At 36.8% G+C, this 18,118-nt stretch carries 12 protein-coding genes and 1 pseudogene; 5 read left to right on the top strand and 8 right to left on the bottom strand.

What is annotated here, in order from left to right:
• Positions 1-439: 439 nt before the first annotated feature.
• The 6 genes from AC1MGI_RS08275 to AC1MGI_RS08250 all read right to left on the bottom strand — a co-directional run bounded on the left by AC1MGI_RS08275 (position 440) and on the right by AC1MGI_RS08250 (position 8,958).
• Complete coding sequence (locus AC1MGI_RS08275; protein WP_480349276.1) at positions 440-1,009, bottom strand: DUF4256 domain-containing protein; 570 nt, start codon at positions 1,007-1,009, stop codon at positions 440-442.
• 79 nt (positions 1,010-1,088) lie between these two features.
• The gene (locus tag AC1MGI_RS08270) at positions 1,089-3,368 is read right to left on the bottom strand and encodes an ATP-binding cassette domain-containing protein (RefSeq protein ID WP_480349275.1); all 2,280 of its coding nucleotides are present in this window, start codon (positions 3,366-3,368) and stop codon (positions 1,089-1,091) included.
• A gap of 583 nt (positions 3,369-3,951) precedes the next feature.
• Complete coding sequence (locus AC1MGI_RS08265; protein WP_480349274.1) at positions 3,952-4,806, bottom strand: malate synthase; 855 nt, start codon at positions 4,804-4,806, stop codon at positions 3,952-3,954.
• 566 nt (positions 4,807-5,372) lie between these two features.
• Positions 5,373-6,641 (bottom strand): mechanosensitive ion channel family protein, encoded by a 1,269-nt coding sequence (locus AC1MGI_RS08260; RefSeq protein WP_480349273.1) that lies wholly within the window; start codon positions 6,639-6,641, stop codon positions 5,373-5,375.
• A 336-nt stretch (positions 6,642-6,977) separates the two neighbouring features.
• Complete coding sequence (locus AC1MGI_RS08255) at positions 6,978-7,685, bottom strand: M48 family metallopeptidase (RefSeq protein WP_480349272.1); 708 nt, start codon at positions 7,683-7,685, stop codon at positions 6,978-6,980.
• A 148-nt stretch (positions 7,686-7,833) separates the two neighbouring features.
• Positions 7,834-8,958, bottom strand: coding sequence for an ROK family protein (locus AC1MGI_RS08250; RefSeq protein WP_480349271.1), 1,125 nt, complete (start codon positions 8,956-8,958; stop codon positions 7,834-7,836).
• Positions 8,959-9,176: 218 nt separating this feature from the next.
• On the opposite strand from AC1MGI_RS08250, the gene AC1MGI_RS08245 reads away from it, so the two are divergent.
• The 3 genes from AC1MGI_RS08245 to AC1MGI_RS08235 are packed head-to-tail and all read left to right on the top strand — an operon-like array spanning position 9,177 to position 12,905.
• Positions 9,177-9,953, top strand: coding sequence for an SDR family oxidoreductase (locus tag AC1MGI_RS08245; protein ID WP_480349270.1), 777 nt, complete (start codon positions 9,177-9,179; stop codon positions 9,951-9,953).
• A gap of 28 nt (positions 9,954-9,981) precedes the next feature.
• Positions 9,982-11,511 (top strand): FGGY-family carbohydrate kinase, encoded by a 1,530-nt coding sequence (locus AC1MGI_RS08240; RefSeq protein ID WP_480349269.1) that lies wholly within the window; start codon positions 9,982-9,984, stop codon positions 11,509-11,511.
• Positions 11,512-11,558: 47 nt separating this feature from the next.
• Positions 11,559-12,905 carry an MFS transporter gene (locus AC1MGI_RS08235; protein WP_480349268.1) on the top strand — a complete coding sequence of 449 codons (1,347 nt, stop codon included), beginning with the start codon at positions 11,559-11,561 and terminating at the stop codon, positions 12,903-12,905.
• A gap of 294 nt (positions 12,906-13,199) precedes the next feature.
• Here the strand turns inward: AC1MGI_RS08235 and AC1MGI_RS08230 are convergent.
• Positions 13,200-13,420, bottom strand: a pseudogene (locus AC1MGI_RS08230) (IS5/IS1182 family transposase); the annotation flags it as partial.
• Positions 13,421-13,732: 312 nt separating this feature from the next.
• Between AC1MGI_RS08230 and AC1MGI_RS08225 the strand changes: the two are divergent.
• Positions 13,733-16,711, top strand: coding sequence for a response regulator (locus AC1MGI_RS08225; RefSeq protein WP_480349267.1), 2,979 nt, complete (start codon positions 13,733-13,735; stop codon positions 16,709-16,711).
• Positions 16,712-16,945: 234 nt separating this feature from the next.
• Here the strand turns inward: AC1MGI_RS08225 and AC1MGI_RS08220 are convergent, their stop codons facing one another.
• Positions 16,946-17,227, bottom strand: coding sequence for an SDR family oxidoreductase (locus AC1MGI_RS08220; RefSeq protein WP_480349266.1), 282 nt, complete (start codon positions 17,225-17,227; stop codon positions 16,946-16,948).
• A gap of 169 nt (positions 17,228-17,396) precedes the next feature.
• Between AC1MGI_RS08220 and AC1MGI_RS08215 the strand changes: the two genes are divergently transcribed.
• Positions 17,397-17,960 (top strand): nitroreductase family protein, encoded by a 564-nt coding sequence (locus AC1MGI_RS08215; protein ID WP_480349265.1) that lies wholly within the window; start codon positions 17,397-17,399, stop codon positions 17,958-17,960.
• Positions 17,961-18,118 lie beyond the last annotated feature (158 nt).

Below are 18,118 nucleotides of genomic sequence, written 5' to 3'. Positions count from 1 at the left end.
TCTTTTACACTCATACCATGCTTAAACACTTTTTATCAAACTGATCGGAAATGTTTATTTTTGGGTTACAAATTTAATATAAACTGCCACACACATGCGCGTTGGTGGGTTTAAGTATATAGGCTTGGTTCCTATTTTAGTGGAATCTTGCCTATTTTTATACATCTTTACACAATTTCTTATTCATCTTTAGTTGAACAGCAAATACTCCTAAATTTGTATTAGGCTATACTTCTTTGATAGCTGATTTATTTTATCAGCTAAGATTCGTTAGTTGCCTTTTTTTAATGAGTTGCGAGACACACTCTACATGGATATCACATAACTTTTATACAAAATAACCAAAGAGTTTTGATGATATAACTTTATGGCAAAATCTATACCCATGGGGTAGAAGCCACCTACGTCCCTTCACTAGGCAACGTTACAGACCAAGATTTTAAACCCTTAATGAACCACGGAAACCTCTAGCAGCATAATAAGACTCTGCTCCATTGTGGTATACAAAGACAGTGTCGTAGCGACGATCACAAAAGATGGCCCCAGCGAGTTCTCTAATATTAGCAGGTGTTTTCACCCAGCTCGATGTTTTAGTATCGAAATTTCCAAATTTCTGCAGCTCCCGGTACTGTTCTTCCGTTAAAATCTCAATACCCATGTCAGCAGCCATATCAATAGCGTTATTTTCTGGTTTATGTTTTTTCCTTGACTCCAACGCTTCACGGTCGTAACAAACACTTCTGCGGCCTTTAGGACTTTCCGCTGAACAATCATAAAAAATGTATTCGCCTGCCTTTTTATCATGAACAATAACATCCGGTTCACCACCGGTTATTTCCATCTCATTAAGCGACCACAGTTTTTCAGTATTAGCATCCAGCTTTGCTTGGACATTAACCCATTCAACACCTTTATGGCGGTGCATATTTTTCTCAAAACGTGCTTTCAACACTCTAAGTAATTCTTCACGTTGTTCTAGTAACAATTCCTTTTTATCACTCTTTGTCATGTCAGTTTCCCCCTTATTGTTGTTACTCATAATGGTTTAAGTAGATGTCACTAGTGTTGCATTAAAATAAATCCACATTTTAAGTGAAATCTTTTCTAACTTCAGCCTTTAACCATTTCGCTGTCAATGTCTCTGCATGTAACATTTCTTCTGGTGTACCTTCTAATATAATTTGTCCACCTTGTTTTCCTCCTCCTGGACCCAATTCTATTACCCAGTCGCTCGCCGCTATAAAGTTTAAATTATGTTCGATTATGATGACAGAATTACCTCTGTTTACGAGATTTTGAAATACGTCTAAGAGTTTTTCATTATCTTCTGTGTGTAGTCCTAAGGATGGCTCGTCTAATAGGTAAATTTGTCCTTCTTTTTGTAAGTGGCTTGCGAGTTTTAGACGTTGGATTTCTCCTCCGCTTAGAGAACTTGTCGTCTGTCCTAAGGTCAGATACCCTAATCCTACGTCTTTTAGCGTATGCACTCTTTTTATAATCTTAGGTATTTTAAAATAATGAATAGCCTCGTCTATTGTTAAATCTAAAATCTCTACTATATTTTTATCTTGATATTGATAGACAAGCGCTTCGTCTGAATATCTCGTACCGCCACATGCTTCACAAGAGATTGTCACCGGATCTGCAAATGCTACTTCTGGCGTTAGGTCTCCTTTTCCTTTGCAGATAGGACATGCTCCTTGGGAGTTAAAGCTGAACAAACCTGCTGGTTGTCCTGTTTCTTTTGCAAATATTGCGCGAATATCGTCCATTATTCCCATATATGTAGCTAGGGTCGAACGGTTAGAGATTCCGATGCCGCCTTGTCCTACCATGATGGTTTCTGGATATCTTTCTGTGAACGCTTCTAATATTAAGGAGCTTTTACCTGAACCTGATACTCCACATATAGAGACTAAAACATTTTTAGGAATATTTACGCTTATATTTTTTAAGTTATTGTTACTTGCTCTGTTTATTGTAAAATAACTTTTTATATCCCTTGGATTTCTATTTATTTTTAGCTTGTGGTTTAGGGCTGTTGCGGTGGGAGAGTTTTTTAGTCCTTCTAATTTTCCTTGATAGACAACCTCTCCTCCATTTACACCTGCTCCTGGTCCCATTTCTATTATTTCATCCGCTACTTTTATTACTGATAGATTGTGTTCGATTACGATTACAGTATTATGTTGGTCTTTTATCCTTTTTAGCATCTGTATTAACAGATCCACTTCTTCTGGATGAAGTCCTGCACTTGGTTCGTCGAAAATGTATGTGATATTGTTTAGACTGCTCCCTAAATGACGAGCGATTTTTACCCTTTGCGCTTCGCCACTGGACAGGGTGCCCATTTTTCTTGATAGACTCAAATATGCTAGTCCCATGTCGACTAGTTGTTTTACATGTGGGATTGCTTGTTGTGCGATAGATTCTCCCATAGGATCTTTAATGTTCCTTAGTTCTTCTAGTATTTCTGGAAGCTCTAATTGATCATATTCTGCGATATTTAGACCATTTATTCTACATTCTAATACCTTTGGGCTTAGACCTAAACCTTGGCAGGTTGAGCATAATGAATGTGTGGACACTGCTAGGACGTCATCTTGGGATACTTGTTGTAGTTTTGAGATATCTCTATTTATATAAAGGCGCGTAAATCGAGGCAATAACCCATCCCACTCTGCGTTTTGAGGTCCATGTTTTGTGTGAAACGGTGCATAGGCTCTTTCACCTTCTCGGGGACCATATACTAGTAGGTGAAGTTCTTCTTCTGAATAGTCCTTTATGGGTTTATCTGGATCGAATAATCCGCAGGTCATCATCCAATTACCTTGCCAACCTGAAGGCGATAATGGCTTAAATTTCACTGCATAATCTCGAAGTGACTTATCGTAATCGATCATCTTATTTAGATCTGGCGCAATGACCTCCCCATATCCACCACATTCTGGACATCTACCAAAGGAACTTTGACTCGAAAAATCGTTAGCAGAACCTATTGATGGATTTCCTATTCTCGAAAACAAAAGTCTAATTAATGGATTTATATCCATATAAGTGCCCACTGTTGAGCGGGAATTGCCTCCTATCGGTCTTTGCTCTACTACGATAACCGGGCTTAAGTTTTGCATAAGATCTGCGTGGGGCCTTTCGTACCTTGGCATTTGATTTCTGACATAGAGAGGATAGTTCAAAGTCATTTGTCTTCTACTTTCTGTTGCTAATGTATCAAAAACGACTGAGCTCTTTCCTGAGCCTGAAAGACCAGTAAATACGATGATTTTTTCTTTTGGAATATTTAAATCGACATTTTTTAGATTATGTTCTTTAAGCCCTCTTAATATGATTTCATCTTTTATTTCTGACATTTTGTCATCCTTTCTGATTTTTTCTTATCTTCTATGCTTCTTTCAGTTCGCTACAAGTCTAGCCACCCCTGAAAGGCATTATTAGTTTAATTACTTATATTATAGTAAATTAAAGCGATGAATTGTTTAAATATTCATAAAACAATAAAGTCTGTCGAGACTTTCTCGACAGACTGATTTAATCAATATATTGATTGTCTTATTTCACTCTTGCACCCATTAATTTATATAGCTTTGTTAATTCGTTGCACGAAAAATCGAGTAGGAGGGAGTGATTAACTCCCGAAAGCCCCATAAACATGGCTGCGAATGGTTCTAAATTTGAAAAATGGAAGCCTTTGAAGCATCTACATACCTTATATTTTGATTTCAAATCAGTTAGCTATCCCATGAACAATCACAGCAGTTACAATCAACAAACCCCAATCAAACATACTGCTAAAAAGCCAAGTAAAATAACGGCAGGAAGATCTGATTTATTTACACGCTTATTAGCAAACAGAGCCAGGCACTGTTCGCCATTAGTGATGGGTGGGAAAAATGTGTCAGTCCCCTGTCATTCTTGTTATCTTTGGGCTAACGTCTAAATACGCATTAATGTGCCATTAGGCTTTGGTAACTCTTGATCTGTTATCTGATTCATTTTACAAAAATGTTCAAAAAATTGTTGTGCCAGCTCTCGTTCCTTTGGGTCCCTTTTCAACGAAACTATATCAAGCAAAATTTGAGCCATCCATGAATTATCAAAATAACGGTATTTACCTGTATTCCAAGTCATTTTTTGGGGGGATTTTTCATTTACATAATATTCCCAAAAAAGCATCTGATCCGATTCCTGTTCTGTAAGTTGGAGTCTGTATTTTGAATGAGCAGGAATAGATCCATCTTCACAAAGCTTACCGATAAAATCTTCATTCACCATATAGACACCTAAGATACGTCTGTCTTTTTCAGGCATGCTGGAATCTATTGCTGTTAACAGGACAGCGCTATTTTGGTGCAAGCGGATGGGTTTGTTTGGTTTCCCCTTGTTATTACCACTTTTTATTACGCCTGAAAAAACCTTCCACTCTGAAAAAGAACTATTCTGTTCTTCTGTGTCACACCAAAAAACCATTTGTGATTCGGGATGAAGTTTATGATTTTTCATAAGTTTTTCATGTTCCAAGCGAAGTTCCTGGTTTTTTCGTTGTAGTTTTTTTTCCTCTTCCTTCTTCAATTCTTCCTCATTTCGTTTCATTTCCTTTTTTTGTATAATTTCTTCGAGTGAATTAGCAACACTTTCATCATGTAGTTTTAGGTGCTTTCCAAATACATCGGGGAAAACAAACTTTTTATTTTCCGATGCGAAATGTATTTCAATACTTGAATCATTATGTTCAACTATACTACCCATGCCAAAACGCTTGTGCGTAACTTTCTTATTGATTAGATTCATTATTCTAGGCCTCCTTGGAGAATAAAAACTCGGTTACTATTAGATAGTTACTTGATAATTTTATTCAACTAACTTACCTTTAAAGCTCACACGACTGTTTGAATTTTTCTTCGGTTTAAAAAAGGATTAAAAAAACGTATCCATAATTCTATCTGCAAAAAAATACAGCGGAATTCGGAATACGATTGAAAAAACAATTATAACATTTATTTTGAAAAATTACAAATTTCTTATTGACAACACAATTTATTTTGAGGTAAAATGTAAGTTTTATTCTCTGCTCTTCCTTGAAATAGCTATGAAATAAAGGCCTCCGAAAAGGCGCGAAACTTCTGGAAAGCCCCTATTAATAACCACTTGATTACCGCTAACTACTCCACCTCTAAAGGAGCGCACTGAAAAAGTAACGTATTTTGAAAGTAGCGAAAATTTTTATCGATACACAGACAATAGAAGAAGCTAACGACCTATATATAGTTGGTCGTTAGCTTCTTTTTCTCTTTAAAAGGACTTTTTCAGTGGCCTCTTATTTAAAACAGTCGGTTTTGTTTCGGTGATTGATTATTTCAATAGCTTCTTTCGCCAATCAAGGCTTTGTTGCTCGATTCTTCTACCATGTTTCTTAAATCAGCCCCAGATGGATTCTGGAATACTCTAAGTCCAAACTCTGGTGCAACAGCAAATAGATGGTCAAAGATATCAGATTGCACAGATTCATACACTGCCCACTGTACCTCATTGGTAAATGCATAAATTTCTATAGGCAACCCGTGTTCACTATGCCCCAGCTGCCTAACCATTAAGCTCATATTCTGATTGATTCCATGGTGATTCTTGAGGTAATTGCTGATATACACCCTAAAAACACCGATATTGGTAAGGGCCCTACCATTCACACGATTGTTCCTATCTATTTCATTTTTGGCATTGTACTCAGTAATTTCCTTTTCCTTTTGAATAATGAAGTCTGAAAGGTAATGAACTTTTATAAATTTCTCAATCATTTCCTCGGTGCAAAACGTGATACTACTGGTATCTATATACAAAGGGCGCTTGATTCGTCGGCCGCCTGAGCTTTGCATCCCTCTCCAGTTTATAAAAGAATCGGAAATAAGGGCATAACTTGGTATCATCGTAATTGTTTTGTCAAAATTTTGAATCTTTACGGTATGTAAAGAAATATCAATAACGTCACCATCTGCTCCATACTTTGGCACTTCAATCCAGTCCCCAACCCGAACCATATCATTGGCCGTTAACTGAATTCCTGCCACTAGTCCTAATAACGAATCTTTAAATACTAACATCAGAACTGCCGAGAGAGCACCAATACCACTTAATAGGATAAGAGGACTCTCCCCTATCAGATTCGAGATAACTAAGATGAACCCGAAAGTCATGATAATAATGTTAACCACCTGAATATATCCTTTAATAGGCTTAACCTTGGATATTTCAAAGGTTTGATAAATATCATTAAGTGCATTAAGTAAGCTTTGAATAAACACTAACCCTACAATAATGATATAGTTAATGGCCAATTTTTCGATAATTGATTGATAGGTTGGAAATGTTGAAGAAAACGAATAAATAATGATCGCAGGAACAATATGGGATAACTTTCGAAAAACTTGTCTATCCAAAATGATTTTACCCCACTTGATTTTGGAGTTTGTAACGATACGAGTAATGATCCTGATCACAATTTTCTTTGAAATATAATTTGCTACGATACAGATAAGTCCTATTAGCAGAATCTTGATTATAATCGAAAGATATTCTACTAATCTAGGATCTAATCCCATATCCAGAAGTAGATTATTAATGAATTGCATCTGTTCTCCTCCGTTCTAGTTTGCATAATAAGCAACTTTACGGGTAAAGTATCCAATCTGTCAATTCCTACTATTTCAATAACGAAAAAATGATGCCTTAGCCCCTGAATTGTAACGTTTCCGTTTACTGGGGTCAGTCAAATGGAAGTGTTCATACGTTGCAGGAAACGTTAAAAGGCAACACCTACAAGGGTTAGTTGCCTTCTTTTAAAATGAGCTACGAGATACACTCGACATGTCCCCAGTGTATGTGGCAACAAATGAGGTGCTGGTGAGTTATTCCTATCCACATGATAAACTTGTTAATTTGCATTTTGTAACTAGCTAAATGGACTACTAGATGGTCATTTTCCATCCTGATAAAGTCAGCCAGCTTTCCTTTTCCTTATAATCAGGCATTATTTTTCCAACAAGGCGCCAGAAGGATCGGTCGTGATTCATATGAACCATATGGCACATTTCATGAACGACTACATAGTCAATTACCTCCTGTGGTGCCATTGCCAGTCTCCAATTAAACGTTAACTGCCGATTTGAATCACAGGTGCCCCAGGTAGTTTGGCTATCCGTAAGACGAACAGAACGTGGCTTTGTTTTGAAGTTCCGCTGATAGGAGGATATACTCTTCTCCACTAAACCCTTGCACTGCTGGTAATAAAATCGTTTTAATGCTTGTTTTATTTTTTCAGTGTCAGACCGCTTTACATAAATATGTAACTTTTCTTCTTTAAACACTACATGGTCTTGCGTTATATTGATATCTTGAAAAATCTCTATTGGATAGGACTTCCCCATATAAAGAAAACTCTCACCATACTCATAGTCCTTTTTTCGCGGTCCTTGCAGCCTATCTTTCATTTCTTTCAATTTTTGCTGAATAAGATCCCACTTATCCTCTAATAACTGAAGCACACTGCCATTAGGTGTCCCTTTTGGAGCTTGAACTTCAATATTTCCATAACTATCTATTATAATCCCTATAGATGTACGATTTTTGTATGTGATTTCAAATCGTATTGTTTCACCTAAGTAGGTATGTATCATGTCATCACCTGTGCCCTTTGATTCTCTGCATCACTATCTCTTTTAAAACTGTGATTTCTGCTTTTTCGAATAAATCTTCAGTAGTCCATGCTATTTAGAGACAGTTCCCTTGTTTCATTTTGATTAAGAAAGATACATATTAATCCCATTAAATCCCATTCAAAAATGATTGAATATATGGGATAGCGGCACCAATGGGTACTCCATTTGCCAGTGAACGGCTGATAAAAATAAATGGGTCATTGCTAGGAAATGCCGTTTTTTCGTTTACTTTTTCATGAAGTGTTTCGATATCATATTCCGTTAAATAAGGAGATAGATATCCGCCTAGAATAAATTCACTGTTCAGAACAAGATGAATATTGTTGATTGAAATGGCTAAATGATCTAAAAAGGTATTCCACCTCTTCACATAAGAAGGAATTCTGGAACGGACTTGTAGAAAAAAGAAATCTAATGTTTCATCATCATCTAGAAGTGCATGAACAGAGCTAATCGTTTCCATGCATCCTTTCTTCCCGCAGTAGCAAGTAGGACCATCAGGAATAATCGTCATATGTTCGACCGTTCCACTATGTCCTTCTTTCCCCATATAAATTTGACTATTTATGATAATCGCACCCCCAAGGTGCGGACCAATCGATAGATAGACTGCATCGCCAATATCATTTCTTACCCACAACTCTGTTGTTGCCGCACACTTAGCATCATGTAAAAACATACATGGATAAGGAAGATACTTTGAAAACACTTCAATATCTAATCCTGTAGCGATTAATATTTTTCCATATGTGATTTTTTCCCCGTCATTTGATGTTAATCCTTGTACCGCAAAACCAATACCTAGAACCTGCTCATCTATCACATCGAGTGACGAGATGAAAGATTGTACTGCTTGACTTAACTCTTTATAATAACGATCTTCATTAGAATAATCCATCGCTAATCTCTCTTGTTGAAAAGCATGACCACGCAAATCAATGGCCAGAATCTGTACGGTCCTCTTCTGAATCTCTACCCCAATGCTAATCCGAGCCTGAGGGAAAATGGCATAAGCTGTTGCACGCCTTCCCACAGAAGATTCAAACTGCCCGCTCTTCTCAATCAATTTTTCCTTTTCCAAACGAACGAGATTCTGGGTGACCGTCGGTAAACTCAAATGAAGCTGATTAGCAATTTCTTGTTTCGAAAGCTTCTCATTTTGAAAAATGAGGTGGTAAATCGATGAATAATTGCTTTTTTTTATATCTTTAAACGTGATGCTATTGTCCATGAAAAAAACACCCCATTTTATAAACTAATTTTATAAAAGCACTTACTTTAACTCTTCAAATATATCACAAGAACGGATACAATCACATCTTTGTCATAAAGTATCTGCCAATTATAGATTTTATATTTATTGACTATAAGAGAAAATCGTTTTATTATGTAAATGTATTTTATAAAAGTATTTTACAAAATAAATTAACAAAAAAGGAATTGGGGAAAATGGGGATTATTGAAAAAATGAGATTAGACGGAAAGAAGATTTTTGTAACAGGCGGGGCAAGAGGGATTGGTAAAAGTGTCGCAACAGCTTTTGCTGAAGCAGGAGCAGATATAGCGATTGTGGACCTGGATATTGAGGAAGCCACAAAGACAGCTCAGGAACTTGAAAAAAATAATGGGATCAAGTCCATTGCCATCAAGACAGATGTCACCAACCCAGCAGAGGTAGATGCCATGATCGAAACCATCCTAGAAGCATTTGGACGTTTAGATGTTGCTTTTTGTAATGCTGGAATCTGCATGAATGTGCCAGCAGAGGAAATGACCTATGAACAGTGGAAAAAAGTCATTGATATTAATCTTACCGGTGTATTTTTAACAGCACAAGCAGCGGGAAAAGTCATGTTAAAACAAGGTGGCGGTTCGATTATTAATACGGCTTCGATGTCAGGACATATTGTCAACGTGCCGCAACCACAGTGCTCGTACAACGCATCTAAAGCAGGTGTCATCCAGTTAACCAAATCGCTGGCAGTAGAATGGGCAACAAGAAATGTACGGGTAAATTGTATTAGTCCAGGATATATCGGAACAGAACTCACCTTAAATTCTCCAAACTTACAGCCATTGATCGAACAGTGGAATGAAATGGCACCGCTTCACCGAATGGGTAGACCAGAAGAACTTCAGTCCATTTGTGTTTATCTGGCAGGAGACACTAGCAGCTTTACTACAGGATCTGACTTTATCATCGATGGAGCTTTCACTTGCATTTAATAGATTAATAATTCGGGAGGACGTATCTATGAATTACTTACTCGGTACAGATATCGGAACATCTGGTACCAAAACAATCCTAATGGACACGGAAGGAAATTTAATTGCTCAAGATTTACAAGAATACGATGTGCTAACCCCAAAACCATTATGGGCAGAGCAGTGGCCGGATGTATGGCTGGATGCAACGAAAATATCGATTAAAAACACGGTACAAAAGTCAGGAATACCTGCGGGGGAAATCCGTGGAATCGCCATTAGCGGGCTTTATGGAGGTTCAGGAATTCCATTGGACGAAAACATGGAACCAGTTAGGCCGTGCATGATTTGGATGGACCGAAGAGCCGAAGCGGAAACAAAGTGGGTCTTAGATCATATTGGAGAAGAAAAACTCCGCGAAGTTACCCATAATGGAGCTGACCCCTATTACGGCTATACCAAAATGTTATGGATGAAAAATCACGAACCGGAAAATTGGCAGAAAACCAGGCTCTTTCTCCCGCCGAACGATTATGTAATCTATAAACTGACCGGACAAATTGCCATTGATTATTCCTCTGCAGGAAATATCGGCGGGATTTTTGATATGAATAACCGAACCTGGTCTAAAGAAATGATGGATGCGATGGGAATTCCGCTGTCGATGATGCCGGAGAACATAGTGGAATCAACTGATATTGTCGGTGGATTGACAAAAGAAGCCGCGGCGGAGTTAGGCCTTTTGGAAGGAATGCCTGTGATCGCCAGTGGGATTGACAGCGGTGCTGCCAATATCGGCCTAGGCGTATTTGAACCTGGTATTTATGCAGCGGCCATTGGAACTTCGATGTGCGCATCCTTAATTTCTGATCAACCAGTGAAAGGGAAAGATCTGATTGTTTGGCCGTATTTATTTGATGCGAAAAGACTTTCCTATTATTTTGCCGGAGGGGCTACAGCTGGAGCGATTGTAAAATGGTTCCGTCAGACGATGTGTCAATATGAATTGGAAGCAGAAAAAGCGGGCGGAAAAAATGCCTATGATGTGTTAAATGAACAGGCCACAGACATTCCTGTTGGAAGCGAAGGGTTGATTGTCCTTCCTTACTTTATGGGAGAAAGAAGTCCTATTTGGGATTCTGATGCAAAAGGTACCATCGTGGGACTTTCATTGGCACATACAAAGGCTCATATTTATCGTGCCTTCCTGGAAGCGGTTGCCTTCTCTCTGCGAGATGCTATTGAAGCGACCGGAGAAAATCTAGGCGAATATATCCTACTTGCCGGTGGTGTAACAAAATCAAAATTGTGGCGACAAATCTTTGCTGATGTCACAGGCTATCCTGTGGTCTGCCCGATTCATGATGTAGAAGCAAATATGGGTGATGTCATGCTTGCTGGAATTGGTACAGGTCTTCTTTCTTATGAAGATGTGAAGAAATGGCAGGTTCTCGATCAGAAAGTCATGCCAAATAAGGAGAATCATCGGAAATATAATGACTATTACCAAGTTTATAAATCAATCTATCAAAACTTAAAGTCTAATATGAAAACGTTGACAAAACTTTCTACAACATGATTCGAGCATATGCTATACCCATTTTACAATAAGGATATGTGATAACAATGAATAAATGGAAAAAAAGAATTGGATACGGGGCGGGCGACTTCGCCTGCAACCTCGTATTTAGTACAATGGCATCTTACCTGTTGTTTTTTTATACAGATGTCTTTGGCATCACCGCAACCGTTGCTGGTACCTTAATGTTAGTAACCAAAATCATTGATGCCTTTGCCGATACCGGTATGGGATTATTGGTTGACCGGACTCGCACTAGATGGGGACAAGGAAGACCCTACTTCATAATCGGAGCTATTCCGTTTGCTGCCTTTACGATCATGACCTTTATGGTTCCGGATTTCAGTATGTCAGGAAAAATTCTCTGGGCGTATATCACATATTGCTTGTTGAATATTGCTTATACGGTGGTTAATATTCCATTAAATACGATTGTACCGAGGTTAACTTCCGATAACCACGAGCGAAACTGGTTAGTAACGACTCGTATGATTTGCGCGTTAATTGGAACCGCTTTAGTTATGTCGATTACGCAGCCAATGGTGAATTTCTTCGGTCAAGGAGATAACCAAAAAGGGTATTTCATTACGATGACCATTTATGGCATTGTCGCAGTGCTCGTATTTGTGTTTACCTTCATGAATACGAAAGAGGTGGTTCCGCCAACCGTTCAACCAGGGAAATCTTCTTTTAAACAGGATTTTAAAGGATTGACTGGCCCTGCCGTTATTTTCTTTATCTTGAATTTTCTCTATTTTGGCCTTTTTGTCATTAGAAATACAACCGTTATCTACTATTTCACGTATAATTTGGGCCGTACGGATTGGCTGATGTTTGTAGGACTTTTCGGTATTCTCTCTGGTCTGCCAATACTGCTAATATTGCCCTGGCTGCAGAAGAAAATGCCGAAGAAAAATGTATTGCTTTTAAGTACAGTTATTTATATTGTTGGAGATTTTGTCATTTATTTTGGCAAGTCATCACCTGTCTTGTTGATTGCCGGTTTAGCAATTACCGGGCTTGGAATCTATGGCATCTTCGGCACCACTTTTGCGATTCAGCCAGATGTTATTGATTATTCAGAGTACAAAAATAATCGAAGTATTGCGGGGATGATTGCCGCTTTCCAAGGATTTTTTGTAAAAGTAAGCCTAGGCCTTGGAAGTGCACTTGTAGGCGTTATTTTGAAAATGGGCGGTTATATTCCGAATGGTAAACAAACTGAAACCGCTTTAAATTATATTGAAATGAGCTTTATCTGGATACCACTTGTCATCTGTGTACTAATCGCAATTACCATGATTCCCTACAAACTCGATGATAAACGGGCAGAAATGGACGTAGAACTTGAACGCCGCCGATCAGGCGCAGTGCCCATTCAAAATATTAGGTGATCCATATGGACAGCTCTTTTGCAAAAATATCATAATTTAAGAAGAATGATATAAATCGAATATCCCCGACTAATCGGTATAACTTAAAAAGAAGTAGAGAGCAATGTCTCTCTGCTTCTTCTTACTGTTATCCTCTTTTATAGATTTTACCTTACATAGAACGTCATACGTATGAAATCTATTACTACTAAAGTAGTTATAAGGATGAAGTTTTGAAAACGTGAAATTCAGAGAAGTGTCTTAAAACACATTAGCCAGAATACCCACTTACACCCTCTTCTTATTTTGCTGTTGCTTAACAGTTTCATATAAATCCAGGATTTTTTTGGTCTCAAGTGAGGAAATCATAGCAGCATAGTTCAGTTCAACAGGTCTACCAAAATGAGATTTCTTCGTTACCACAGCGAAGATCGGATCAATGTCGATGTTAGAAAAATAGCCTCAAAACGGTGGATAGGTTCTAAATCAAATAATTCTTGTAGTCCAAATAAGCTTCCTTGCCGTATAGTAGTCATAGGGAGTCTTCCTCCAGTCTTATAAGTTTGTTGTGATGACTACTTATTTCTATACTCTTTTTTTGTTCCTTAGAGTCCTTGAGGCTCTAAGAGTGAAATTGATTCAATATTAATTTTTTTAATAGCAGTGTTTTGGTAAAATTAGAAAAGGTGTTATTCCGTATGCATTACACCTTAACTGTACAGTTCTTTATCGAATCAAGGGCCGTCAATGATCATGTGCGTTAAACATTCCCAATAATCAAACAACTTACATTATTAAAATAATTACCTTTTAGGAAAACCCCTAAAGATGAAAGGAGATGAAACACATTGGAGAAATTTAAGAAACCTTCAATATTAATTACATTGGTCTATACATTCGTTTATTATTTGTTGATTATACTGTGGCCAACAAACCTATTAGGAATTGGATTAATTGCAATTTTAGGTCCATTGATTGCAATTACGTTTATAGGTATAGCAAGTTATCATATACAGGAAAAAGAGGAGAAAAGATTTTGGCTCATTCTCTGCCTCGCATTATTTAGTCAATTTATTGGGGAATTAATATGGAGATACAACCAGTTTGTTTTAAACGAGTACAACCCATTCCCAGGTTGGGATAATTTATTTTATGCCATGTTTAGCATTATATACAGTATTGCTGTAATTTATAAAATATTTACGAAAAAAGTGCAATATCGAACCATTCAACTTTTTTTTAATTCCTTTATATTTATGACTGTGTTAACAACAATATCGTGGGTTTATTTCTTGAAACCATTTTTACATAATTCTGAAATATCCACTTTTAAACTCATTATCTCTGTAACTTATCCGGTAGCTATTTTAGGGGTTTTGTTTAGTATTGCGTTGCTTTTCTTTTTTAATAAAGGGATTTTTTCGTCTAAAGTCATATTTTTAAATGGTATTGCAATGATTATTTACACCATTGTAGATTGTTTTTGGTTATTCTATTCAATTACTTCTACATTTGATCTTTTGTCACCTTTAAACCCAGTATGGAATTTCTGTCTATTATTAATAGGTATATCAAGTTTTTATTCTGTCAAGATGGAGGATAATCTATCACAAGAAAAAAAAGAGCATGAAAAACCGTTCTACAGACTGTTTAATATATTACCGTATTTTAGTTTGCTGATTTTCATCATTCTTGGTATGACCAAAAAAGAAGATTACTCAAGTTTTGTAATAGGTGGAGCATTTATTCTGTTATTTATTGTCATTCGACAAGTCATTACAATTTTTGAAAATGAGTCCTTAGTTCGTCAACTTAAAATAAGAACAGAAGAACTCGAAATGACCCAACTCGAACTGATTGAACTAAAAAATATTGCAGAGAAACAAAGCTGGATAAAAACAAAAATTGCTGAAATCGCTACGATGTATTCAGGGATAGCTGATTTAAACTCTTTAGCAAATCTGTTCATATCAAAAGTCACGCCTATGGTTGAAGGATCTTATGGGGTTTTCTATATAAAAAATGAAGAAGGAACTGAAATAAATTTCCAAAAAATAGCTGCTTATGCTTATAATCAACAGAACATTGGTGCAGAGAGCTTTCGTTTAGGAGAGGGACTTGTAGGACAGTGCGCATTAGAGAATCGTATGATTCTGCTAGACCGAGTGCCTGAGAATTATATTAAAATTACTTCTGGTCTAGGTATTGCATCACCATCAGCCATTTTGATTATACCAGTAAAATTTGAAGGAGAAGTTTTAGCTGTTATTGAATTAGCTTCATTTAAATCGTTTAATACTGAAGAACAAATGCTGCTAAAAGAATTAATGGACAATCTCGGTGTCAATATAAACAGTATACTAAGAAATATGAAGTTTAAAAAGCTACTCCAAGAGTCACAGGCTTTAACAGAAGAACTGCAAAGCCACTCTGAAGAGCTTCAATTGCAGCAAGAAGAGTTAAAAACAGTTAATGAGCAACTTGAAGAACAAATTGAACAGTCTGAACAGAAGACAAAAGAGGTAGAGAAAGTAAAAAGCATTCTTGAAGAAAAAGCTGAACAGTTAGCCATTAGTTCTCAATTTAAATCAGAATTTCTTGCTAATATGTCCCACGAGCTACGCACACCGCTCAATAGCTTACTTATTCTAGCCCAAATGCTAGCTGAAAATGCCGATCGAAACCTGACTTCAAAACAAGTCAATTATGCGGAAACCATTTTTTCTTCAGGAAACGATCTGTTACATTTAATAAATGACATTTTAGATATAGCAAAAGTGGAAGCAGGGAAAATGGAAATTAATATTAATGAAGTATTAATTAGCGACGTTAAGGATTTTGTGAAAGCACAATTTACCCCTGTTGCACGTAAGAAAAATATAGAGTTCAACATTCTTCTTGATTCTAATTTGCCCAAAACGATTCATACCGATAAACAGCGTTTACAGCAAATTTTGAAGAATTTATTATCGAATGCATTTAAATTTACCAACCATGGTTCTGTTTCATTCATCATTGAAAAAGTAAAAAAAGAGTCACGTACAAACTTGCAGACGTTAACTCATTTAGACATTGAACTTGCATTTTCCGTTAAGGATACGGGAATTGGCATACCGGCAGAAAAGCAGGGCATTATTTTTGACGCTTTTAAACAAGCAGATGGGACCATTATCCGCAAATATGGCGGAACAGGATTAGGACTTTCCATTAGCCGGGAAATCTCTCACTTATTAGACGGCTTTATTGAAGTTGAAAGTACAGTGGGCCAGGGAAGTATTTTCTCTTTATTTTTACCGAATCAAAAAAATATAAACACAAATAGATTATCTCTAGCTGAAGCAGAGGTGGCTACGGACCTTTTTGAAGAGTCTAGTTCCGCAACATCGGCCCCATCTGGGACTCGATTACAAGATGGTAAACCATGGATACGATTGCTTGAAAGAAGGGAATTGTTAGAGGGAAGAAAAATACTTTTAGTTGATGATGATATCCGAAATATATTTGCATTATCATCAGCACTTGAAAGTTATCAAGTTGAAGTATTGTTTGCGGAAAATGGAGAGGAAGGTATCGCAATTTTACAAAGTAATCCAGACATCGAACTAATTCTCATGGATATTATGATGCCTAAGATGGATGGATTCCAGACAATTCAATTCATACGACAAATTCCTGAATTCAATAATCTTCCTATTATTGCACTTACAGCGAAGGCAATGAAATATGATCGAAATCAATGTATTGATGCAGGTGCTTCAGATTATATTAGTAAGCCAGTAATCATGGAACAATTATTATCTATTATGCACGTATGGCTTTACAAATAGGTCAATGAATACAGGGAAAATAATAAAATTAAGACCTTTTATGTTTAATTGATAGAAACATAAAAGGTCTTTTTATATACCTCATTTACTTATGGTACGGTTCACCGCAATGAATCTAAATGAGGTTGTTAGTCTTAACCAGTCTCATCCACGCTTATCGATAGAAATAGCATAATTAACAGCTATCCTCTGTAAATGTAAAACGTTTTATAAAAGCATACAAAAAGCCGATTCCTACAAACTGTATAAATCGGCATTCGTTTTATAATTACCTTGAAGTATAACCTCATATGCACGAATCGTTGTACCTGTAATATAAGAAGATAAGTCAGATACTATCCAAAGACTCGCTTGCGCAATTTCATTAGCTTGACCAAAGCGATTTAACAAACTTAATTGTAGTGCGTATTCTGCTTCATTTAGAACAAATTGTTCAAGTGCACCGCGTAGCCTTGGTGTATCGATGGCACCTGGTGCTACAGAGTTTACACGAATATTGAAAGGAATTATTTTCAAACAATAATTCCCTACGTTTTTATCATTTTCACTTTAAATTCGATTAAATTCACTAATCCATCGTACGAATAAATTACACGCTTACTTTTCGTAAGTCAATTTACTTGCAAACTCTTTGAGATTATTTAAAATAAGAAAGGTAAATTGATACAATTAGGAGGATTTTATTATGACATTCCAAGCAAAAGATTTCCGTACAGCTGAACACGAAATTGCAGACTTATTTTTAAATCGTTGGTCTCCACGTGCTTATGCTGACAAACCAGTAGCAGACGACGTATTAAATCGACTATTCGAAGCAGCTCGTTGGGCTCCTTCTTCAGGTAATAACCAACCTTGGCGCTTCATCGTCGCTAAAACTGAAGCTGACCGTGAAAAATTCCACCCAATCTTAATGGAAGGAAACTTAGTATGGGCTAAAAATGCACCAGTATTAGTATTAGTCGTTTCTGATAATACAAAAGGTTCAAATGAATTCGATGCTGGCACGGCTTGGGGATTCCTTTCATTACAAGCAGCTAAAGAAGGGTTAGTCACTCACCCAATGAGCGGTATATACAAAGATGTAGCAAAAGAAGCATTAAAAATTCCCGAAAACTTTGATGTACAATTAGCGATCGCAATCGGGTACAAAGGTGAAAAAGAAATGCTTTCTCCAGAATTACAAGATCGTGAAACACCATCAGGTCGTCGCCCATTAGAAGAAATCGTATTTGAAGGTTCTTTCAAATAATTTTAATATAATCAAAACGTCCTCACTTTAGGGCTGACCATAAAACGATACATATAAAAACACCTTCATATTTAATTCGGGTATCGTACCTAAAATTAAATATGAAGGTGTTTTTTATTGGTGAATTCAACCTCGCTCTGGACAGACTTCACCCTTGT

The sequence above is a fragment of the Peribacillus sp. BM1 genome (assembly GCF_056679975.1).
This window is presented reverse-complemented; position numbering and strand designations above follow the sequence as displayed.